Source organism: Azoarcus sp. KH32C (assembly GCF_000349945.1).
GTDB lineage: Bacteria > Pseudomonadota > Gammaproteobacteria > Burkholderiales > Rhodocyclaceae > Aromatoleum.
The window spans coordinates 4,441,886-4,464,796 of record NC_020516.1 but is presented as its reverse complement, the minus strand read 5'-3'; the positions used below and the strand labels follow the sequence as shown (position 1 = coordinate 4,464,796).

Genomic DNA, 22,911 nt, shown 5'->3' with positions numbered 1-22,911 from the left:
CGAAGGCACGCTGCCGGGCCTGTGCGGGCCCGGCGCCTTCCGGCGGCGCCACGAGTGTCGCCGGAAGTCCTCCACGCACAAGCATTCAGGAGTACCACGCGTGAATATCCAGTCATTGCGGGCCTCGCTGGCGATCTTCGCCACCGCGGCCCTTTTGCCATTTTCGGCGCAGGCCGCGGGTGAGGCTACCAAGCTCGACAACGCAACCTGCTTGAGTTGCCACCAGACCGGCAAGCGCAAGATCGAGGTCGAGGACAAGCAGGGCGAGAAGATCGCGCTCGCCGCCGTCGATCCGGCCAAGCTTGAGAAGAGTGTGCATGCGCGCATGGATTGCGTCGCCTGCCACACGGATATCGTCGACGCCAAGGCGTTGCACCAGAAAGCCGCCGGGGTCGCGAAGCCGGACTGTGCGACCTGCCATGAGACGCTGTGGAAGACGGCGCAGACCGACAGCCAGCCGAGCGCGAAGGAACGTCTCGGCATCGTCGCGAAGAACATCGAGGCTTACAAGGCGTCCTTCCATGCACGTCCCGACGCCGACAATCCCGACCGTCCGAAGGCGACCTGCAACCAGTGCCACGCGACGCACGAGTTCGCGGTGCCGAAGGCCGGCACGGCGGCCCGCGAGCAGTGGCGGCTGACGATCCCCAAGACCTGCGGCGAGTCCTGTCACGAGGACCAGTTCGAGGACTACGAGAGCTCGGTGCACGGCGCACTCGTAATGGGCAAGAACGATCCGAAGGGCGCGGTGTGCATCGACTGCCATACGACGCACGAGATCCGCGGCGCCTCGTCCGACCCCTTCAAGCTCAAGAACGTCGAAGCCTGTGGCGGCTGCCACAACGAGCAGCTGTTCAGCTACCGCGACACCTATCATGGCCAGGTGAACCGGCTCGGTTACACCTACACGGCGAAGTGCGCGGACTGCCACGGCAGCCACGGCATGAGGAAGGGCGACGATCCGAAGTCGAAGGTCCACGCGGACAACCGCCTGAAGACCTGCCAGAAGTGCCATGACGACAAGAAGCCCGGCATGGCCACGGCGACGGCCGGCTTCACGAGCTTCGGCCCGCACGCCAACACCCACGACTTCGGCAAGTACCCGCAGATGTGGATCACCGGCAAGTTCATGTCGGCGCTCCTGATCGGCGTGTTCGCCTTCTTCTGGGCGCACAGCGGCCTGTGGTACTACCGCGAATGGAAGGAGTCCAAGGAACGCAAGGCCGAGCAGCGCGTGCGCAACGAAGCCGCCGGCGCCGTTCCTGAAAAGCACTTCCGCCGCTTCGCCTGGGGCTGGCGCGTCGCGCACCTCGCCTTCGCGTTGGTGACGATGACGCTGGTGCTGACCGGCACGACCGCGCTCTTCGCCGATAGCGCCTGGGCGCCGAAGGTCGCCGCCGCTGTCGGCGGACCGAAGGTGCTCGGCATCATCCACCGCGTCGCCGCTTCGCTCTTCGTTGGCATCTTCATGATCCACTTCGTGTACGTCATGCAGCGCCTGCTGCGCAAGCGCAAGTTCCGCTGGTTCGGGCCGGATTCGCTGATCCCGAACTGGAAGGATCTCGCCGACTGCGTCGGGATGTTCAAGTGGTTCTTCGGCAAGGGCCCGCGGCCGCACTTCGACCGCTGGACCTACTTCGAGAAGTTCGACTACTGGGCGGTGTTCTGGGGCGTGAACATCATCGGCTGGAGCGGCTTGATGCTGGCCTTCCCGCACGTCACGGCGAGCTTCTTGCCGGGCTGGGTGTTCAACGTCGCGACGCTGGTGCACGGCGAGGAAGCCTTCCTCGCTGCGGTGTTCCTCTTCACGGTGCACTTCTTCAACAACCACTTCCGCCCCGACAAGCTGCCGCCGCCGGACGTCGTGATGTTCACCGGCACGCAGTCGCTCGAAGAGTTCCGCCGCGAACACCCGGCGCAATACCAGCGCCTCGTCGAGTCGGGCGAGCTGGACAAGTACCTCGTCGATGCGCCCTCGCGCCCCATGCACGTGGGCTCGGTGATCCTCGGTCTGGTGCTGATCACTGCCGGCTTGACGCTGCTGGTACTGGTCGGAACCGGCTTCTTCAGCTGACCCACGGCTAGGCTGTCATGACGAAGGGGAGGAGCGATCCTCCCCTTTTTTTCGTCCACATTTCGCGTGAATCGCACTTGTTACGATTCAGTACATTCCGCAAACAGTTGCGCAAACATGGCTTGCGAAACTGCACGCAGACAAAAGCGCGCCCTCGTCGTTCGACGGGGGAAGACGCCCAGGCGCACACGATTGTGCCGAACCCCCGGACCCAATTCCGAAAACCAAGGGCCGGGATGGAGACGCAGCTTAAAAACCGAAGGAGGAGGTGGTATGTCCGACAGTAACGGGCAAGCCGTGCACGCGGCCGCCCTGGACACGTTTCCGCGGCTGTTGATGCACCACGCAGCGGTGCGGCCGAACCGGCCGGCGATGCGCGAGAAGGAATACGGCATCTGGCAGACCTACACCTGGGCCGAAGTCGCGCAGAGCGTGCGCGCCATCGCCTGCGGGCTCGCCGAACTGGGCTTCAAGCGCGGCGACCGGCTCGCGATCATCGGCGACAACCGTCCGCGGCTGTACTGGTCGGTCGCAGCATGCCAGTGCCTCGGCGGCATTCCGGTGATGCTCTACCAGGACGCCGTGGCGCAGGAAATGGCCTACGTGCTGCAGGACGCCGAGATCCGCTTCGCGGTCGTCGAAGATCAGGAGCAGGTCGACAAGATGCTCGAGATCGTCCCCGACGTGCCCTTCCTCGCGCACGTCATCTACGACGATCCGCGCGGGCTGCGCCACTACAGCCAGCCGATGCTGATGGGCCTCGACTCGCTGCAGGAGGCGGGGCGCATCCACGACCGCAACCACACCGATTTCCTCGACGCCGAGATCGAAAAGGGCGCGGGCGACGACATCTCGGTGATGCTCTACACCTCCGGCACCACCGGCAAGCCGAAGGGCGTGTGCCAGACCCACGGCGCCTTCATCTCCGCCGCGCAGGGCGCGATGCAGGTCGACGGGCTCACGGACCAGGAGGACATCCTCTCCTACCTGCCGATGGCCTGGGTCGGCGACCACCTGTTTTCCTTCGCGCAGGCGATGGTCGCGGGCTTCACGATCAACTGCCCCGAATCCGGCGAGACGGTCATGACCGATCTGCGCGAGATCGGGCCGACCTATTACTTCGCCCCGCCGCGCGTGTTCGAGAACCTGCTCACGCAGGTGATGATCCGCATGGAAGACGCGAGCGCGATCAAGCGCAAGATCTTCCATCACTTCCTCGGCGTCGCCCAGCGCTGCGGCGCCGACATCCTCGACGGCAAGCCGGTGTCCTCCGGCGACCGCTTCCAGTACTGGCTCGGCAACCTGCTGGTGTTCGGTCCGCTGAAGAACGTCCTCGGCATGAGCCGCATCCGCGTCGCCTACACCGCGGGCGCCGCGATCGGGCCGGACCTTTTCCGCTTCTACCGCTCGATCGGCGTGAACCTCAAGCAGTTCTACGGCCAGACCGAAACCTGCGCCTACGTCTGCCTGCAGCCCGACGGCCAGATCAAGTTCGACTCCGTCGGCAAGCCCGCGCCCTTCGTCGAAGTGAAGCTTGCCGACAACGGCGAGATCCTCGTCAAGGGGCCGATGCTGTTGAAGGCCTACTACAAGCGTCCCGACGCGACCGCCGAGTCGATCAACGCCGACGGCTACTTCATGACCGGCGACGCCGGGTTCTTCGATGCCGAAGGCCACCTGAAGATCATCGACCGCGCCAAGGACGTCGGCAAGCTCAACGACGGCTCGATGTTTGCGCCGAACTACATCGAGAACAAGCTCAAGTTCTTCCAGCACATCAAGGAGGCGGTGACCTTCGGCAACGGCCGCGACTACGTCACCGCCTTCATCAACATCGACCTCGAAGCCGTCGGCAACTGGGCTGAGCGCCAGGGCATGGCCTACTCGGGCTACACCGACCTCGCCTCGCAGGCCAAGGTCTATGACCTGATCCGCGACTGCGTCGAGAAGGTCAATGCCGATCTTGCCGCCGACCCGAAGATGAGCGGCTCGCAGATCAAGCGCTTCCTGATCCTGCACAAGGAGCTCGACGCCGACGACGGCGAACTGACGCGCACGCGCAAGGTGCGGCGCAACTTCGTCGCCGAACGTTACGTGGTCCTGATCGACGCGCTCTTCAGCGGACGCAAGATCCAGCACATCGAGACAGTCGTGAAGTACGAGGACGGGCGCGAGGGCCGCGTCAGCGCCGACCTGCGCATCGAGGAAGCCAAGACCTTCGCGCCGCAGGCGGCCGTGCGGGCGGCGTGAGGAGGGGAGCAATGATGATGAATGACATGCCTCAGGCGGCGCAGGCGGGCGAAGGGGCGAACGGTGGCCGCATCGGCGACGTGATCCTCGACCTGCAGAACATCTCGCTGTCCTTCGGCGGGGTGAAGGCGCTGACCAATATCAGCTTCAACGTGCGCGAGCACGAAATCCGCTCGATCATCGGCCCGAACGGCGCCGGCAAGAGCTCGATGCTCAACGTGATGAACGGCGTGTATCACCCGCAGGAAGGCCGCATCATGTTCCGCGGCGAAGAGCGCCGCAAGATGGAGCCGCACATGGCGGCCGCGCAGGGCATCGCGCGCACCTTCCAGAACATCGCGCTCTTCAAGGGCATGAGCGTGCTCGACAACATCATGACGGGCCGCAACCTGAAGATGAAGTGCAACATGCTCCAGCACGCGCTGTTCTGGGGCCGGGCGCAGGAGGAGGAGATCGAGCACCGCATGAAAGTCGAGGAGGTGATCGACTTCCTCGAGATCCAGAGCATCCGCAAGACCCCGGTCGGACGTCTCCCGTACGGCCTGCAAAAGCGCGTCGAACTGGGCCGCGCACTCGCCGCCGAACCCAGCCTGCTGCTCTTGGACGAGCCGATGGCCGGCATGAACGTCGAGGAGAAACAGGACATGTGCCGCTTCATCCTCGACGTGAACGACCAGTTCGGCACCACGATCGTGCTGATCGAGCACGACATGGGCGTCGTCATGGACATCTCCGACCGCGTCGTCGTGCTCGACTACGGCAAGAAGATCGGCGACGGCGCCCCGGACGAGGTCAAGAACAATCCCGAAGTGATCGCCGCGTACCTCGGCACTTCGCATTGATCGCCGCTGCGGATCAAAGGATCAGGAGACAACAATGGGGTTCTTTTTCGAAGTGCTGATCGGCGGCCTGCTGTCCGGCGTGTTGTACGCGCTGGTGGCGCTGGGCTTCGTGCTGATCTACAAGGCGTCCGGGGTGTTCAACTTCGCCCAGGGCGCGATGGTGTTCTTCGCCGCGCTGACTTTCGTCGGCTTCACCGAAGTGCTGCCGACGTGGTTTGGCCTGGAGGCGGGCAGCACGCTCGTGTTCGGGCTGGCCTTCGTGCTGGCGCTGGCGTCGATGGTGGTGCTCGGCATCGCGACCGAGAGGATCGTGCTGCGACCGCTGGTGAACCAGCCGCACATCACGCTCTTCATGGCGACGATCGGCCTGACCTTCCTCGTCGAAGGCATCGCGCAGGGCATCTGGGGCGCCAACGTGCGCGGCCTGGACCTGGGGATTGCCGACGAGCCGATCGGCTGGATCATGGACAGCGCGAACATCCTGGTGTCGAAGTTCGACGTGTTCGCCGCGTCGGTCGCCGGCGCGCTGGTGATCTCGCTCGCGCTGTTCTTCCAATACACCCGCGTCGGCCGTGCGCTGCGCGCGGTCGCGGACGACCACCAGGCGGCGCTCTCCATCGGCATCCCGCTGCAGCACATCTGGGCCATCGTGTGGGGCGTCGCGGGCTTTGTCGCGCTGGTCGCGGGACTCATCTGGGGCTCGCGCAACGGCGTGCAGTTCGCGCTCACCTTCACCGCGCTGAAGGCGCTGCCGGTGCTGATTCTCGGCGGCTTCACCTCGGTGCCAGGCGCGATCCTCGGTGGGCTGATCATCGGCTCGACCGAGAAGCTCGCCGAGGTCTACATCGGCCCCTTCGTCGGCGGCGGCATCGAGTCCTGGTTCCCGTACATCCTCGCGCTGGGCTTCCTGCTGGTGCGCCCCGAAGGTCTGTTCGGCGAGCGGCATATTGACCGGGTCTGACCCGTCCGCACACAACGACAAAGATTACGGAGACAACGCATGTTTTACCGTGAAGCGGGCCAGTTCAAGGCCAGTTACCAGGAAGACCAGCAGATCTTCACGATCCGTCAGGACCGTGTCGGATTCTGGGCGATCCTGGCGTTCTTCTTCCTCGCCGTTCCGGCCTTCGCCAACCAGTACTGGCTGCAGGCGATCCTCACCCCGGTGCTGATCTTCTCGCTGGCGGCAATCGGCTTGAATATCCTCACCGGCTACGCCGGCCAGCTGTCGCTCGGCTCGGCGGCCTTCATGGCGGTCGGTGCCTTCGGCGCCTACAACTTCATGCTGCGCATCGACGGCATGCCCTTCATCGTCGCGATCATCCTTGGCGGGTTGTGCGCGGCGGCGGTCGGCATCTTGTTCGGGCTGCCGAGCCTGCGCATCAAGGGCTTCTACCTCGCGGTGGCCACACTCGCGGCGCAGTTCTTCATCGTCTGGGCGCTGGTGAAGTTCCCGTGGTTCTCGAACCACTCGAGCTCGGGCGTCATCACGACGCAGGAGATCGTGATCTTCGGTTTCGCCTTCGACTCGCCGGAGAAGAAGTACCTGATCTCGCTCGCGATCGTCGCCGTGCTGGCGCTGCTCGCGAAGAACCTGGTGCGCTCGACCACCGGCCGCGCATGGATGGCGGTGCGCGACATGGACGTCGCCGCGGAAGTCATCGGCATCCGTCCGATGCGGACCAAGCTGCAGGCCTTCGCGGTGAGCTCCTTCTACTGCGGCGTCGCCGGCGCGCTGTACGGCTACACCTACCTCGGCACGGTCGAGCCCGAAGGCTTCAACCTCGACCTGTCGTTCAAGATCCTCTTCATGATCATCATCGGCGGGGTGGGCTCGATCATGGGCTCCTTCCTCGGCGCGGCCTTCATCGTGCTGCTGCCGATCTTCCTCAACGTCGCGATGCATTCGACACTGGGCGGCGCGGTGCCCGCGAGTCTCGCGGCGAACCTCGAACTGATCATCTTCGGCGGGCTGATCATCTTCTTCCTGATCGTCGAACCGCACGGCCTTGCGCGGCTGTGGCAGATCGGCAAGGAAAAGCTCCGTCTGTGGCCGTTCCCGCACTAAGATCGGCATCTAGCCGGCATGCCATTCGCACAAGGTCCGGCGAACGTGGCAAAGAAACAGTTGGACCACACAAACGAGGAGGCGCAATCATGAAATTGAAGACCACCGTGCTGCTGGGAGCCGCTGTCGCAGGACTGCTCGCCACCGGCTATGCCGCCGCGCAGCAGCAACAGTTCATCGGCTTGCCGAGCTATCGGGTCGGCCCCTATGCATCCGGCGGTTCCGGCATCTACGGCGGCTGGATCGACTACATGACGCTGATCAACGAGCGCGACGGCGGCATCAACGGCGTCAAGCTCGCGTGGGAGGAGTGCGAAACCGAATACAACAACGCCCGCGGCGTCGAATGCTACGAGCGCCTCAAAGGCAAGGGCACGACCGGCAACTCCGTGTTCCAGCCGCTTTCCACCGGCATCACCTATTCGGTGCTCGACCGCGTCGCACAGGACAAGATCCCGCTCGTGACGATGGGCTACGGCCGCACCGACGCTGCCGACGGCCGCGTCTTCCCGTGGGTCTTCCCGCTGATCACGACCTACTGGTCGCAAGCCTCCGCCATCGTGAACTACATCGGCACGAAGGAAGGCGGGATGGACAAGCTCAAGGGCAAGAAGATCGCCCTGCTGTACCACGATTCGGCCTACGGCAAGGAATCGCACGCGATCATGGACAAGCTCGCCGCCAAGCACGGCTTCGAAGTCCTCAAGATCGCCGTCGCCCATCCGGGCAACGAGCAGCAGTCGCAGTGGCTGCAGATCCGCCAGTCCAAGCCGGACTACGTCGTGCTGTGGGGCTGGGGTGTGATGAACCCGACCGCGCTGCGCACCGCCCAGCGCACCGGCTTCCCGCGCGAGAAGATGGTCGGCGTGTGGTGGTCGGGCGCCGAGGAGGACACGATCCCCGCGGGTGATGCCGCGAAGGGCTACACCTCCGCGGGCTTCAACGTCGCCGGTGCCAATTACCCGGTGATCAAGGACATCGACAAGTTCGTGTACGGGAAGAGCAAGGGCAACATGGAAGACAAGTCCCGCCTCGGCAGCGTGTATTACAACCGCGGCGTCGTGCACGGAATCATCACCGTCGAGGCCATCCGCACGGCGCAGGAGAAATTCGGCAAGGGCAAGCCGCTCACCGGCGAACAGGTCCGCTGGGGCTTCGAGCACCTGAAGATCGACGACAAGAAGCTCGCCGCCCTCGGCGCCACCGGCTTCATGCCCGATCTGAACGTCACCTGCGCCGACCACGAGGGCGCCGGCAAGGTGAAGTTCCAGCAGTGGGACGGCGCCAAGTGGAAGGTCGTCACCGACTGGGTCGAAGGCGACAAGCCGCTCGTGCGCGGCATGATCGAGGAATCCGCCGCGGCCTACGCGAAGGAAAAGGGCATCACCCCGCGCGACTGCTCGAAGGAGAGCTGACGCGCGCTCGCGGGGACTGCTTCGGGCGTGCCCGGGTTGTCCCCGCGGGGAGGTCTCCCCGTACGGGGAGACGGGACGGAGACAAAAGGCGAAGACACAATGAATACAGCCACCAATATTGTCACAAACGCTGCCGCGACCGGGGCCTCGCCCTACCTCAGCATCAACAACATCGAGGTCATCTACGACCACGTGATCCTCGTACTGAAAGGCGTGTCGCTCGAAGTGCCGAAAGGCAAGATCGTCGCGCTGCTCGGCGCGAACGGTGCCGGCAAGTCGACGACGCTGAAGTCGATCTCCAACCTGCTGGGCGCCGAACGTGGCGACGTCACGAAGGGCAGCATCGAGTTCAAGGGCGCGCGCATCGACCAAATGACCCCCAACGACCTCGTCAAGCGTGGTGTCATCCAGGTGATGGAAGGCCGCCACTGCTTCGGCCACCTGTCGATCGAGGAAAACCTCCTCACCGGCGCCTACACGCGCTCGATCTCGCGTGGCGAGCTCAAGGACAACCTCGAGAAGGTCTACCACTACTTCCCGCGCCTCAAACAGCGGCGCAGCTCGCAAGCCGGCTACACCTCCGGCGGCGAACAGCAGATGTGCGCGATCGGCCGCGCGCTGATGGCCAAACCCGAAATGATCCTGCTCGACGAACCCTCGATGGGCCTCGCGCCGCAGATCGTCGAGGAAATCTTCGAGATCGTGAAGGACCTCAACGCCAAGGAGCAGGTCAGCTTCCTGCTCGCCGAACAGAACACCATGGTCGCGCTGCGCTACGCCGACTTCGGCTACATCCTCGAAAACGGCCGCGTCGTGATGGAAGGCGACGCGAAGGAGCTCGCCGATAACGAGGACGTGAAGGAGTTCTACCTCGGCCTGTCGGGCGAGGGGAGAAAGAGCTTCCGCGAAGTGAAACATTACCGCCGCCGTAAACGCTGGCTCTCCTGAGGACGGGCGATTGTGGCGCGACGCGGCGTTGCTCGGGGGCTTGTGTGGAGCAGCACACGGCGCCCCCTCCCGCCTTGCCTCGCACCGCACCTGCCCGCCCTCGATCACGGCACGGCATAGCCCCCGTCCGGGGCGTGTTTCGTGCCGAGGCGTCCGCTTGCGCCAACGAGGCGCGGAACACGCCCCGGACGGGGGCGGGCAGTCCGCCGCAGCGGTATCAAACAAAACGCCAATCGCCCGACTTGGCCCTGTATTGCGCGAAGGATCGACCGATGACCTACTACGACGCCAGAGAAACCCGTGACCCCGTCGAGCGCGAGCGCGACCTGATGGCGCGCCTGCCGGCCCAGATCGCCCACGCCAAGGCGAACGCTCCGGCCTTTGCTCAGCTCCTCGAAGGCATCGATCCGGCGACCGTCGCGAGCCGCGAAGCCCTCGCAAAGCTGCCGGTCACGCGCAAGTCCGAACTCCTCGAACGCCAAAAGGCCGCACGCCCCTTCGGCGGATTCGCCGCCACGCGCTGGGGCGCCGACTGCCGCCGCGTCTTCGCCTCCCCCGGACCGCTCTACGAACCGGAAAGCGCCCGCCCCGACTACTACCGCCTCGCCCGCGCCTTCTTCGCCGCCGGCTTCCGCGAAGGCGACCTCGTCCACAACACCTTCTCCTACCACTTCACGCCCGCCGGCTCGATGATGGAGACCGCCGCCCACGCGCTCGGCTGCACCGTGTTCCCGGCCGGCGTCGGCCAGACCGAACAACAGGTCGCCGCGATCGCCGACCTCCGGCCCAACGCCTACGTCGGCACACCGTCCTTCCTGCGCATCATCCTCGAAAAGGCCGACGAACTCGGCATCGCCCACAGCTTCACCAAAGCCTTCGTCTCCGGCGAAGCCTTCCCGCCGAGCATCCGCGACGCCTTCGCCGCGCGCGGCATCCAGGCCTCGCAAGCCTACGCGACCGCCGACATCGGCCTCATCGCCTACGAAACCCCGGCGCGCGAAGGCCTGGTGCTCGACGAGGACGTCATCCTCGAAATCGTCCGCCCCGGCACCGGCGACCCCGTCCCTCCGGGCGAAGTCGGCGAAGTCGTCGTCACGACCTTCAACCCCGACTACCCGCTGATCCGTTTCGGCACCGGCGACCTCTCCGCCGTCATGCCCGGCGCCTCGCCTTGCGGACGCACCAACGTCCGCATCAAGGGCTGGATGGGGCGCGCCGACCAGACCACCAAGGTCAAGGGCATGTTCGTGCACCCCAGCCAGATTGCCGACGTCGTCAAGCGCCATCCCGATGTGCATAAGGCCCGCCTCGTCGTGGATAATCCCGGCTTGAACGATCGCATGACCCTGCACTGCGAAGTCGAGACCGTCGGCGAGGGACTCGTCGACGCCATCGCCACCAGCATCCGCGAAGTCACCAAGCTGCGCGGCGAAATCAGTTTCTGCGCGCCCGGCAGTCTCGCCAACGACGGCAAGGTCATCGACGACATCCGAACCTACGACTGAATCCGATATTGCCGATGCGACCCAAACCCCTCGAAGGCCTGCGCGTTCTCGATCTCACCCGCCTGCTGCCCGGCCCGCTTGCGACGCAACACCTCGCCGACTACGGCGCCGAAGTCATCAAGGTCGAGGACACCGGCGCGGGCGACTACGCCCGCACGATGGGCGCGATGAAGGACGACACCAGCTACTTCTACCGCATCGTCAATCGCGGCAAGAAGAGCGTCCGCCTCGATCTCAAGCAGGCGGCCGGGCGCGAGCTCTTCCTGCGCCTCGTCGAAGGCGCCGACGTCGTCGTCGAAGGCTTTCGGCCGGGCGTGATGGACAAGCTCGGCCTCGGCTACGCGACACTTGCCGAGACCAACCCCAAGATCGTCCTCTGCAGCATCTCGGGCTACGGCCAGACCGGTCCCTACGCACTGCACGCCGGTCACGACATCAACTATATCGGCTACGCGGGAGTGCTCGACCAGATCGGTGCCGCGGGCGGCCCGCCGGTGATCCCCAACCTGCAGATCGGCGACCTCCTCGGCGGCACGATGAGCGCGCTCTTCGGCCTCCTCGTCGCGATCATCGATGCACGGGCGACGGGGCAGGGGCGCCACGTCGACGTGTCGATGACCGACGCCGCGCTCGCCCACGCGATCTTCCCGCTCGCGGAAGTACTCGCTCACGGACGCGCGCAGCCGCGCGGGGAGGACCTGCTGACCGGCGGCGTGCCCTGCTACGGCGTGTATGAGACGGCCGACGGACGCCACATGGCGGTCGGCGCGCTGGAGGAAAAATTCTGGTCGATGCTGTGCGATGCGCTCGAACGGCCCGACCTGAAACCCGGCCATCTCGCCACGGGCGAAGAGGGCGCGCGCGTGAAGGCCGAACTCGCGGCGATCTTCGCCAGCCGCACGCAAGCGCAGTGGGTCGAACACTTCGACGGAATCGACTGCTGCGTCACCCCGATCCTCCGTCTGGAGGAAAGCCTCCACGACCCTCAGCTGCGTGCGCGCGGCATGGTCGTCGAAGTCGATGGCGTCCGCCAGTTCGCTCCGCCCGTGCGGATGTCGGATTTCAGTCCGGCAAGCTTCACGTCGGCCCCCGCAGCCGGTGCGGACACGAACGAGGTGCTTACAGCGCTCGGACTCGACACCGCCGAGATCCAGCGCCTGCGCGCCGCCGGCGTCGTGTAAGCATCGTCGCGGCGCCCGCGTGCCGGCGCTCGCAACACTCGTTCCCGCACGGTAAGCTTCGGCGATGCACAGCCTCGCCCTGCTTCTACCCGACTTCTCCCTCATCCTGCTCGGGGCCGTGCTGCGGCGGCGCCTCGTCGATAACGAGGCCTTCTGGGCCGGCGTCGAGAAGCTCGTCTACTTCGTCCTTTTCCCCGCGCTGCTCTTCAATGCGCTCGCCACCGCCAACATCGATCCCGCCCATGCGCTGCCGCTCTTCCTCGGCGGGCTCGGCGTCGTCATCGTCGGCTTTCTCGCCGGCTGGCTCGGGCGCGGCCTGATGGGACTCGATGCGATGGGCTTCGCGTCGCGCCTGCAATGCGCGTACCGCTTCAACACCTACATCGGCATCGCGATCGCCGGGAAGCTGCATGCGGCTGCCGGCGTGGCGCTGATGGGCGGGCTGTGCGGCGCGATGGTGCCCTTCGTGAACGTGATGGCCGTCGGCATGCTCGCCCGCCACGGGCAAGGCAGCCTGCTGCGCGAACTGTCGCGTAATCCGCTGGTGCTCGCGACCCTCAGCGGGCTCGTCTTCAACCTGCTCGGACTCGAATTGCCGGCGCCGATGGTCGCCTTCCTGAAGCGCCTCGGCGATGCCGCCGTCGCGCTGGGCCTGCTCGCGGTGGGCGCTGCATTGCGCTGGGGGAACATCGGCGGACGTTGGACGGGGTCGGCGTGGCTCGTCGGCGTCAAGCTCCTGCTGCTGCCGGCTATCGCGTGGCAGCTCGGCCGCGCACTGGGACTTACCGGGATGACTTTCGATATCCTGGTGCTCTTCGCCGCCTTGCCGACGGCAAGTTCGGCCTACATCCTGGCGATGCGGATGGGCGGAGACGGACCGGGCGTCGCGTGGCTGATCTCGGCGACGACCGTGCTGGCGGTGCCGACCCTGTCTCTCTGGCTGATGCTGCTCTAGGCCGTCAGGCTCATTTCTTCTCTGCGGCCGCCTTCTTCGCCGCCGCTGCGGCTTCGGCCTTTGCCGGCGCGGGAGCGGGCGTTCCGGGCGCCGCCGCTGCGGCCGCAGCGTTTGCTTGCGAGCCCATCACGTTCCAGGCCCATAGCGCGGCCGACGCGAACGGGTTGGCCGCCGCGCCTTCTTCGCTGCCGGCCTTGTTGGCCGCATCGCGTGCCTGCTGGCTCATCGCCTGCACCGCGGCGATCGTCGCACGCTGGACTTCGAGCCCCTGGGTCGTCATCTGCAGCATGCTGAGATTCATCTTCAGCCAGTTCTCGACCGCCTTCAGGTCGGCGATGCGCTTGTCGAGTTCATTCACATCCAGCGTCGGGGCGACGATTCCGGGCAGAGAAAAGCCCATGTTGCTCCACATGCCACGTACGAACTGGAGCGGATCCTGGGCGTTATTCTGATTCTGCATCGTTCTCTCCCGGCCTGTTTGAACATCTACCCATCTTACTACTAGTCCTACCGTCAAACCGCATATGCCGGAGCATCGTCCGTCATTCGGCGCTTCCGGGCAGCCGGTTGAGCAGCGCCCGCAGACGTGCCGGACGCACCGGCTTGTGAAGCAGCGGCAGGCCCTGTTGCTGTGCGAGCCGCAAGGTGTCTTCGCCGGTATCGCCGGTGACCAACACCGCCGGAATGTCGCTGCCATGCAGCGCGCGCAGGCTGCGGATCACATCCACGCCGTTGCGGGTGCCGTCGAGCCGGAAGTCGCTGATGATCAATTCCGGCTGCTTGCGCTCGCGCCGCAGGCTATCGGTCAGCGCATCGAGGTCGCCGGCTGCGATCACGTTGCAGCCCCATGAACTGAGCAGGCTCTGCATGCTGGTCCGGGCGAGCGGGTCGTCGTCGACGAGGGCGACGCTGAGTCCGCCGAGATCGCCGGGCGGGCGGCGGTCCTCGACCCGTTCGACTTCCGGCACGGGTGCAGCGATCGGTACCTCGACCGCGAACACCGAGCCCCTGCCGGGCCGCGAGCGCAGCGTCAGTCGATGGCCCAGCAGGTTCGTGAGGCGCCGCACGATCGGCAGTCCGAGGCCAAGCCCCTTGTCGCGCGCGCGCTCCGGGTTATGCAACTGCACGAACTCCTGGAAGATCAGATCCTGCGACTCGGGCGGGATGCCGATGCCGTTGTCGCGCACCTCGATGCGCAGCCGGTTGCCGCGGCGACGGCATACGACGAGCACGCGCCCCTTGCGCGTATAGCGCACCGCGTTGCTGACGAGGTTCCCGAGGATGCGCTCGAAGAGCACCGGGTCGCTGCTGATCCAAGCATCGGTCGGTCGTGCCTTCAGCTCCAGGTCGCGCGCATCGGCCCCCGGGCGCTCCTCCGTCGCGATCCGATCGAGCAGCGGCTGCAGCGCGAAGGGGCGCACGTTCGGCTTGACGACGTCCGCGTCGAGCCGGGAGATGTCGAGCAGGCTGTCGAGAAGGTTCTCCATGGCGCCCGCCGAGGCCGCGATGCGCTCGACGAGCTGGCGGATCTGCGGCGGATGCTGGTGCTGCGCGAGCTCGGCGATGAAGAGGCCCAGCGCATGCATCGGCTGGCGCAGGTCGTGGCTCGCCGCCGCGAGGAAGCGCGATTTCGACAGCGTCGCGCGTTCCGCCTGCTCCTTGCGTTCGCGCAGCTCCGCGGTCGCCTCGGCGATCTGACGGCTCATGTCCTCGTGCGCGCTCGCGAGCTGAGCCGCCATCTCGTTGACGCCGTCCGTGAGCGTGCGCAGCGTGCCGCCGCCCACGGGCGGCACGCGCGCCGAGAACTGTCCGCGCCCGATCCGCTCGACGGCCCTCGCGACTTGGCGGATGGGCCCCGTCACGCTGCGGCTCATGTAGTTCGCGAGCACGAGACTGCCGATCAGCACGAGCACGATGCCCAGGCCGCTCGTCAGCAGCAGTTCGTTCAGGCGCGCGTCCAGGCGCGCGCGGGAGATATCGACCACCACCGAACCCAGGACCGCCGGCGGGCGCGATTCGGCCGGGACGCCGACCGCGATCCCCGACAGCCCGTCGTCGAGCTCGACCGAGCTCGGCAGGACAGGCTCGATGATGCGCAGCGTGTGGCGCGAGCTCAGCACTTCTTCCTCGATCGCCGTGCCGCGCGGCGGGGGGAGCGCCGTGTCCAGGTTGCCGCTGCGCGCAAGGATCTCGCCGTTGTGCGCCAGGATCAGCACGCCGGTCAGGTCTTCCTCGGCGAGCATCGACGCCGACAGCCGCTGCAGCGTTTCGCGATTGCCGGAGAAGAGGGCGTATTCGCTCGCCGCCGCAAGCTGGCGGCCGAAGGCTTGGCCGCGCGCGCGGTATGCGTCTTCGTGGTCGTTGATGCGGGTGCGCGTGTAGAAGGCCGTCAGCACGATCGCCAGCACCAGCATCGGCAGCACGGCGGCCAGCATCACCCGCGCACGGATTCCCCAATGGTCGATCAAGGCTTCGGCTCCTTCAGGTTCTCGCGTTCGCGCACGCGTTCAGCGATTCGTTCGGGTGCGTCCAGTTCGATGCCGAGCGAGCGCGCCACCACCGGGTTCGCCGCGACCTCGAATTCGCGCGGCACCTGCGGCGGTGGCAATGCCATGCCGGTCAGTACGTTGCGCACGATCGCGGCGGCCTGCCGCCCGATTTGCGCGGGCGTTGAATACAGCGCCAGCAAGGCGCCCGCGCGCACGTAGGCCGGCGAGAAGCCGATCAGTGGCGTGCGGTGGCGGTAGCTGGTGAGGAGAATGTTCTGGATCGTGTAGGTGTTGAACACCGTGGCGTCGGGCAGCGCGAACAGGACCGACCGCTCGCGCAGCAGCTTTTCGAGCGCCTGATAGATTTCCCGTTCCTGGCTCACCTGAACGACATTGACCCGCAGTTTGTACTCCCCTGCACTGGCGACGAACTGGCGGGCGAGTTCGTCGGAATTCGGGCCGACGAGCAGGGCGACCGTTCCTTGGTCGGGCAGGGCGGCATTCAGCAGCGCAAGCTGCCGGCGCGGCGGTTGGTCGAGAAAGATCGCCGAGCGTGTCTGGCCGGGCAGCGGTGCGGGCTGTGCTTCGTAGAGTTCGCGAGTCAGCAGGGTGTTGAGTACCGGCTGCGCCGGTCGGCGCGCGCCGACGGCCTTGGCCGCCTGAGTCCCGACCGTGACGATGATGCGCGCCTCGGCGTGCCCGCCGCCGTCGAAGTCCTGCGCCTCGACGAGGCCGATGTCCGTCGCGCTCAATTCCGGCGCCAGGGCCGAGCGGATCGCGCCGATCGTCTCGTCGTGCGCGGCGGTGCGCTCCCCCGTGACGAGCACGACGCGCGGGCCCCCCGCAGCCTGGCCGACCGTGGCAAGCAGCATCAGCAAGATGGCTAGGAGCGCGCGCAGCGGATTCGGCCGAAAGCTCATGAGGCTGCCGCCGCGACCGGACGGCGACGACTGGCGCTTGTGTCGAGCGCGGACTCGCCCTTGCGGCAAGGCGTCCTCCCGCGTGCGTCGCAATGCCTGATCGTTATGCCCATCGCGTCGATGATAATGGCTGAAACAAGTACTGACAAACGCCGTCGCATGAGCGGCGGAACGGTTTTCCGGCGTCCGCCGCGCGGGTGCTTGATCCCGGACGAAGACTCGCTGCGCGCCGCGCACCCCGTCCCGCTGCGCCCGCCGCGTGCTATGCTGTTGGCTTCGTTGGCAGCCCAGTTTGCGGAGCGTTGAGTGACCAGGATTCTGATCGTCGAAGACCATGCCCTCGTCCGTGAAGCGATGGCTCAGACGCTGTCCCGGCTGGAACCCGGGGTCGAGTGTGTCGAAGCCCAGGGTTCCGAGGAGGCGCTGGCGAAGCTCGAGGCGAGCCCGGACTGGGATCTCGCCGTGATCGACCTGATGCTGCCGGACCTCAACGGCTTTTCCTTGCTGGGCGTGCTGGCCAAGCGCTTCCCGGACGTGCCGACGATTGTCGTGTCCGCGCTCGATGACTCCACGTCGATCCGCCGCGCGATGAAGGGTGGCGCGTCGGGCTTCGTGTCGAAGGCGAGTTCCGGCGACGTCCTGCGTGACGCCGTGCGCTGCGTGCTCGCTGGCGGCATCTACTCGCCCGACAGTGCTTCCGATGCGGCCTCGAAGCGCTCGGGTGCGCCAGTCAGCGAGCGATTCGGCCTGACCGCCGGGCAGACGCGGGTGCTCGAACTACTCGCCCAGGGCAAGACCAACCGCGAAATCGCCGATCTGCTGGGGCTCTCCGAAGGCACCGTGAAGGTGCACATGTCGGCGATCTTCCGCGCACTCAACGTCACCAGCCGCGCGCAGGCACTGATCGTCATCAATCGCCACGGCCCGCGGCTGTAAGCGGACCGCGGGTGTCGCCGGCTAGTGCGAGCGGCGGCTCGCCTGCAGGCGCATCGGCATATCCGCAGCCGACAGACGGCCGCCGACCTGATCGACCTCGTCGTCCTCGACCTGGGCGACCGGCTCCACGTGGTCGATCTCCATCACTTCCAGCACCTGTCGCGCGAAGGCACGGCACGCATTGGCGAGCCCGGTCGGCATTTGTTCGGGCAACTTCTTCTGCAGCAGCACCTTTGACGCCGACACGGCGCAGACGGGATTCAGGATCCGATGCCGGTACGCGCCCATCAACTGCGCCACATTGCGGTCGGCCGCGTCGCGCTGCCAGGAGTTCGTCGGCCACTGCGTCGGCACCGCGTAGGCACGCGGGAACATTTCCAGGTCCCGTACGACCGTGCGGATATCCTCGTGCGATTCGCGGAAGGGCAGCAGCACGATGTCCGACAGCGCATACAGCCGGCGGTCCATCTCGGTGCGGTTGCCGCCGCCGTCGATCACGCCGATCCAGTCCTGCAGCGAGCGCAGCTTGTCGACGACCTTCGCCAACGCCTCGCGCGTGCGGGCGTCGGCCGTGATGTAGCGCCGCCCCTCGGGGCTCAGCGGTTCGCGCGATGTGTCGGTCAGCACGCACGCCGAACGATGCCCGAGCAGCCCCAGGCCCTGGGCGAGCATGTGCGACAGGGTGGTCTTGCCCGTGCCCCCCTTGTTGCCGATGACGCAAATGATTTCAGCCATGCCGGTGTACCTCTGGTCGCGGCCTCATCGCCGCACGATCTCATTATCGGGGCCGTCCCGCAGCCGCAAGCAGCGAAAAAGCGCCGTGATTTGCCGCTATTTCGCCCGCCGTCGCGCCGGGGCGACCTCGTACACATAGAGCCGGGTCGCACGCCGGTCGGCGACCTCGACCACTTCCCGGGGTTTACGGCCGGGAATGGGAAAACTGTTGCTCACGAGCAGCGCCCCCGGCGCGAGCTCCCGTTCCGCCTTTTCCCACACCGCCGGCATCGGCACCGGCGAAAGGAAGGCGTAGACCACGTCGTATTCTGACCATGGCTCGGCAAAAAAATCCCCGCGCCGGAGCGCCAGGTTGCCGAGACGGCGCGCGAGCAGTCGGCTGATCAGCCACGGGGCAGGCGCGGCCTCGACGCCGTCGAAGCGGCAGTCCGGGCGACGGCGTGCAAGCGGCCGCAGCAACGACCCGGTGCCGCTACCCAGGTCCAGCACGCGCAGCGCACGCCCTTCCGGCAGCAGGCGTGCCATCGCTTCGGCCGTGCGGCGGTTCGAGAGGTAGAGCGGAACCTGTGTGCGGAAGCTCGTCCAGTAGATGGCGGCGAGGAGCGCGAAGCCGCCCAGATACCAGCCCGGCGCGATGCCGAGTCGGCTCGCCAGAACCAGCATCGGCGCAAAGCCCAGGTGGATCGCGAGCCACCAGCGGTCGCTGCGCAGTGCCGCTGCGACGGCCATCGCGACGGCGACCTGGACCCCGATGAGCGGCCAGATCCCGGCCGGAAGCCAGCCGCCGCGCGCCAAACCGATCGCGAGGGCCCAGCCGGCAAGCTGGGAAGACAGGGCTTTCAATGCTGGCGACATGGATGGCGGGGCGCGGGACGAAGCCGCAATGATACCGCGCCGTCCGCGCGCTCCCGTCGCCTAGGCCTGCCTACGCCACCTGCGGCTCCCGCTCCGCGATTGCCGGCTTGCGCCATTCCTCCAGCAAGGCCGCGCGCCGCGCATCGGCCTGCTTCATGTTGCGCGCCTTGACGTGACCGAAGCCGCGAATCTGCTCGGGCAGGCTCGCGATCTGCACCGCGAGCGGCAGGCGCAGGAAGGAGAGCGTCTCCAGCAGTTCGGCGATGTCGTTCTCATATCGCGTGATCAGCGCCCGTTCGCCGCGGCGCTCCTCGGTCCGTCCGAAGATGTCCCAGCGCGTGCCGCGGATGCGGCGGAGCCGGGCGAGCCAGCGGAACACCCTGCGCATGCCCGGGCCGAACGCCTTCTTGTGCAACTTGCCGGTCACCGGATCCGGCTGCGCGAGTAGCGGCGGCGCCAAGTGGAAGCGGACCGTGAAGTCGCCTTCGAAGCTGCCTTCCACCTTCTGCCAGAACGCCGGATCGGTGTAGAGCCGCGCCACCTCATACTCGTCCTTGATCGCGAGCACCTTGAAGTAGTTGCGCGCGACCGCTTCGGCGAGACGCTCCGGATTGCCGGCGCCGGCCACCCGTTGCTCGGCATTGCGCACCCGCTCGACGAGCATCCGGTAGCGGTCGGCATAGGCCGCATCCTGATAGTCGGTGAGGTATTCGACGCGACGCGCGATGACTTCATCCAGCGTCGGTGCCTCCGCTGCGACTTCTTCAACGGGCATCGCCACGCGCAGCACGGCCGTGAGATCCGTCGCCGCACGGCGCCCCCACAGGAAGGCCTGGCGGTTCATCTCCACCGAAACTGCGTTCAGCGCGACCGCCTGTTGCAGCGCCTCGTGTGTCACCGGCACCAGGCCCTTCTGCCAGGCATACCCGAGCAGGAAGGCGTTGGTCGCGATCGCATCGCCCATCAGCTTCGTCGCAATCGCCTGTGCATCGAGAAAATCGGCCGCCCGTGGATCGCCCACCGCATCGCGGATCGCCCCTTCCATTCGCGAAAGCGGAAAGCTCCAGTCGGGATTGCGCGTGAATTCCGAGGTCGGCGTCTCGGCGCAATTGACGACCGCCCGTGTGCGCCCGGCCGCCATCTTCGCCAGCGCCTCGACGCTCGCCGTCACGACGATGTCGCCGCCGATCACCGAACGCGCTTCGCCCGCCGCGATCCGCACTGCATGCAAGTCTTCGGGCCGGTCGGCGACGCGGATGTGGCTGAACACCGAGCCACCTTTTTGCGCGAGACCCGTCATGTCCAGCACCGTCACACCCTTGCCGTCGATGTGCGCCGCCATCCCGATCAGCGCCCCGATCGTCACCACCCCCGTGCCGCCGACCCCGGTCACGAGGATGCCGAACGGGGTCTGCGTCGACGGCAGCTCCGGCATCGGCAGATCGGGGAAGGCATCGTCGATCGCGCGCGCGCCCACCTTGCGCAGTTGTCCGCCTTCGATCGTGATGAAACTCGGGCAGAAGCCCTTCAGGCACGAATAATCCTTGTTGCACGAGGACTGGTCGATCCGGCGCTTCCTTCCGAACTCCGTCTCCACGGGCACGATCGACATGCAGTTCGACTCGGCCCCGCAGTCGCCGCAGCCCTCGCATACCGCCTCGTTGATGAACACCCGTCGAGCTGGATCGGGGAAGGTCCCGCGTTTCCTCCTCCGCCGCTTCTCCGCCGCACAGGTCTGGTCATAGATCAGCGCTGTCACCCCCGGCGAGGCGCGCAGATCGCGCTGGATCGCATCGAGCTCGTCGCGATGCCGGATCGGCACGTGCGGGATGTCGGCGGGGCTGTATGCACGCGACGTGCCGTCGGTGACGACGACGATATTGCCGACGCCCTCGGCGAGGAGCTGATGCACGATCTTCGGCACTGTCAGCGCGCCATCCACCGGCTGCCCGCCGGTCATTGCGACCGCATCGTTGTAGAGGATCTTGTAGGTGATATTCACGCCCGCCGCGATCGACTGGCGGATCGCCAGCAGGCCAGAATGGAAGTAGGTCCCGTCCCCGAGGTTCGCGAAGACGTGCTTTTCGTTCGTGAAGGGCGCCTGCCCGACCCACGGCACCCCTTCGCCGCCCATCTGCGAGAAGGTGCCCGTGCGCCGCTCCGGCATCCACGTCACCATGTAATGGCAACCGATGCCGGCCAGTGCACGACTGCCTTCCGGCACGTGTGTCGAGGTGTTGTGCGGACAGCCCGAGCAGAAGGTCGGCACGCGGTCGATCGCGAAGTAGCGCTCCGCGAGCGCCTTCTCCTTCGCTTCGAGGAAAGCCAGCCGCGCTTCAATCTGCGGCGACGAGAAAAAGCGCTGAATGCGCGACGCGATCGCCCGCGCGATCATCGCCGGCGTCAGTTCGCCCGCCGCCGGCAACAGCCATTCGCCGTGATCGAGGATCCCGCCGTCCTTCGGGATCATCGCCCATTCGCCTTTCTCGTCGAATTTGCCGATCACCCGCGGGCGCACGTCCTCGCGCCAGTTGTACAGCTCCTCCTTCAGTTGGTATTCGATGAGCTGACGCTTTTCCTCGATCACCAGGATCTCGTCCAGCCCCGCAGCAAATTGCCGCACCCCCTCTGCTTCAAGCGGCCACACCATGCCCACCTTGTAGAGCCGGATGCCGAGGTTCGCGGCAAGGCTCTCGTCGATGCCAAGATCGTCGAAGGCCTGTCGCACATCGAGATAGGACTTGCCGCAGGTGATGATCCCCAGCCGTGGTGCCGGCGCATCGATCACGATGCGGTTGAGCCGGTTGGCGCGGCAGTAGGCGAGGGCCGCATACAACTTGTAGTGCAGCAGGCGCTCTTCCTGCACCAGCGGCGGATCCGGCCAGCGGAGGTTGAGCCCGTCCGGCGGCAGCGCAAAATCCGCCGGGATCACCACTTCGATGCGCTGCGGATCGATGTCGACCGATGCCGACGTCTCCACGGTGTCCGCGACTGCCTTGAACGCCACCCAGCAGCCCGAGTAGCGCGACAGCGCGTAGCCGTGCACGCCGAAGTCGATGTACTCCTGCACGCCTGCCGGTGCCAGCACCGGCATCATCATCGCCTTGAAGAAATGATCCGTCTGATGCGGCAGCGTCGAGGACTTTGCGGCATGATCGTCGCCCGCGATCACCAGCACGCCGCCGTGGCGCGAGGTGCCGGCCGCATTGCCATGACGGAACACGTCGCCGGTCCGATCGACACCCGGCCCCTTGCCGTACCACATCGCGAATACGCCATCGTACTTCGCCTGCGGCGACAGATTGACCTGCTGCGAGCCCCATACGGCGGTCGCCGCCAGATCCTCGTTCACCCCCGGCTGGAACACGATGTCGTGTTCCGCCAGATGCTTCTTCGCCTTCCACAGCGTCTGGTCGAGCCCGCCGAGCGGCGAACCGCGGTAACCCGACACGAAGCCCGCCGTGTTTAGTCCCGCTGCTGCATCGCGTTCCTTCTGGATCATCAGCAGGCGCACCAGCGCCTGATAGCCGGTGAGGAACACGCGTCCGGATGCGAGCGTGTACTTGTCCTCGAGACTCACCGGGCGCCCGGTGGCGCCGGGCAGGGGATCGACTTCGGCCATACGGGTCTCCTTGCAGCGGAAGGGACTGCACGCCAGCGACTGAGGCTCCAATCAGCCTAGCCCGTGCAGGCGCCCGTATCAATGCCCGGACCGTTGCGCGGCCCGATTGCCGTGCA

General features: G+C 66.4%; 17 protein-coding genes. 11 read left to right on the top strand and 6 right to left on the bottom strand.

Annotated elements, in window-relative coordinates:
* Window positions 1-100: 100 nt before the first annotated feature.
* The 10 genes from AZKH_RS20005 (at window position 101) to AZKH_RS19960 (ending at window position 13,238) form a co-directional block, all read left to right on the top strand.
* Window positions 101-2,074: a cytochrome c family protein gene (locus tag AZKH_RS20005; RefSeq protein ID WP_015437615.1), complete on the top strand. Its 1,974-nt coding sequence runs from the start codon at window positions 101-103 to the stop codon at window positions 2,072-2,074.
* A gap of 273 nt (window positions 2,075-2,347) precedes the next feature.
* The gene (locus tag AZKH_RS20000) at window positions 2,348-4,324 is read left to right on the top strand and encodes a long-chain fatty acid--CoA ligase (RefSeq protein ID WP_015437614.1); all 1,977 of its coding nucleotides are present in this window, start codon (window positions 2,348-2,350) and stop codon (window positions 4,322-4,324) included.
* Window positions 4,325-4,335: 11 nt separating this feature from the next.
* Entirely contained in the window at window positions 4,336-5,166 is an 831-nt protein-coding gene (locus AZKH_RS19995; RefSeq protein ID WP_015437613.1) for an ABC transporter ATP-binding protein, read from the top strand.
* Between the two features lie 34 nt (window positions 5,167-5,200).
* Complete coding sequence (locus AZKH_RS19990) at window positions 5,201-6,127, top strand: branched-chain amino acid ABC transporter permease (RefSeq protein ID WP_015437612.1); 927 nt, start codon at window positions 5,201-5,203, stop codon at window positions 6,125-6,127.
* A gap of 39 nt (window positions 6,128-6,166) precedes the next feature.
* Window positions 6,167-7,234 (top strand): branched-chain amino acid ABC transporter permease, encoded by a 1,068-nt coding sequence (locus AZKH_RS19985; protein WP_015437611.1) that lies wholly within the window; start codon window positions 6,167-6,169, stop codon window positions 7,232-7,234.
* Window positions 7,235-7,323: 89 nt separating this feature from the next.
* Entirely contained in the window at window positions 7,324-8,649 is a 1,326-nt protein-coding gene (locus AZKH_RS19980) for an ABC transporter substrate-binding protein (protein ID WP_015437610.1), read from the top strand.
* Between the two features lie 99 nt (window positions 8,650-8,748).
* Window positions 8,749-9,597, top strand: a complete 849-nt coding sequence (locus AZKH_RS19975) for an ABC transporter ATP-binding protein (RefSeq protein WP_015437609.1) — start codon at window positions 8,749-8,751, stop codon at window positions 9,595-9,597.
* Between the two features lie 272 nt (window positions 9,598-9,869).
* Window positions 9,870-11,102, top strand: coding sequence for a phenylacetate--CoA ligase family protein (locus AZKH_RS19970; RefSeq protein WP_015437608.1), 1,233 nt, complete (start codon window positions 9,870-9,872; stop codon window positions 11,100-11,102).
* Between the two features lie 14 nt (window positions 11,103-11,116).
* On the top strand, window positions 11,117-12,283 hold the full coding sequence (locus AZKH_RS19965) for a CaiB/BaiF CoA-transferase family protein (protein WP_015437607.1): 1,167 nt from the start codon (window positions 11,117-11,119) through the stop codon (window positions 12,281-12,283).
* A 64-nt stretch (window positions 12,284-12,347) separates the two neighbouring features.
* Window positions 12,348-13,238 carry an AEC family transporter gene (locus tag AZKH_RS19960; protein WP_015437606.1) on the top strand — a complete coding sequence of 297 codons (891 nt, stop codon included), beginning with the start codon at window positions 12,348-12,350 and terminating at the stop codon, window positions 13,236-13,238.
* A gap of 10 nt (window positions 13,239-13,248) precedes the next feature.
* On the opposite strand, the gene AZKH_RS19955 is transcribed toward AZKH_RS19960, so the two are convergent.
* From AZKH_RS19955 to AZKH_RS19945, 3 genes are all read right to left on the bottom strand, one after another.
* Window positions 13,249-13,698, bottom strand: a complete 450-nt coding sequence (locus tag AZKH_RS19955) for a PhaM family polyhydroxyalkanoate granule multifunctional regulatory protein (protein ID WP_015437605.1) — start codon at window positions 13,696-13,698, stop codon at window positions 13,249-13,251.
* A gap of 82 nt (window positions 13,699-13,780) precedes the next feature.
* The gene (locus tag AZKH_RS19950) at window positions 13,781-15,673 is read right to left on the bottom strand and encodes a response regulator (protein ID WP_015437604.1); all 1,893 of its coding nucleotides are present in this window, start codon (window positions 15,671-15,673) and stop codon (window positions 13,781-13,783) included.
* 29 nt (window positions 15,674-15,702) lie between these two features.
* The gene (locus AZKH_RS19945; RefSeq protein ID WP_156822136.1) at window positions 15,703-16,647 is read right to left on the bottom strand and encodes an ABC transporter substrate-binding protein; all 945 of its coding nucleotides are present in this window, start codon (window positions 16,645-16,647) and stop codon (window positions 15,703-15,705) included.
* Window positions 16,648-16,953: 306 nt separating this feature from the next.
* Here AZKH_RS19945 and AZKH_RS19940 point away from each other — a divergent pair, with 306 nt between their 5' ends.
* Window positions 16,954-17,583: a response regulator transcription factor gene (locus AZKH_RS19940; RefSeq protein WP_015437602.1), complete on the top strand. Its 630-nt coding sequence runs from the start codon at window positions 16,954-16,956 to the stop codon at window positions 17,581-17,583.
* 21 nt (window positions 17,584-17,604) lie between these two features.
* Here the strand turns inward: AZKH_RS19940 and AZKH_RS19935 are convergent, their stop codons facing one another.
* From AZKH_RS19935 to AZKH_RS19925, 3 genes are all read right to left on the bottom strand, one after another.
* Entirely contained in the window at window positions 17,605-18,318 is a 714-nt protein-coding gene (locus AZKH_RS19935; RefSeq protein ID WP_015437601.1) for a hypothetical protein, read from the bottom strand.
* 96 nt (window positions 18,319-18,414) lie between these two features.
* Window positions 18,415-19,161: a trans-aconitate 2-methyltransferase gene (locus AZKH_RS19930; RefSeq protein WP_369795071.1), complete on the bottom strand. Its 747-nt coding sequence runs from the start codon at window positions 19,159-19,161 to the stop codon at window positions 18,415-18,417.
* Window positions 19,162-19,243: 82 nt separating this feature from the next.
* Complete coding sequence (locus AZKH_RS19925) at window positions 19,244-22,795, bottom strand: indolepyruvate ferredoxin oxidoreductase family protein (RefSeq protein ID WP_015437599.1); 3,552 nt, start codon at window positions 22,793-22,795, stop codon at window positions 19,244-19,246.
* Window positions 22,796-22,911: the final 116 nt, after the last annotated feature.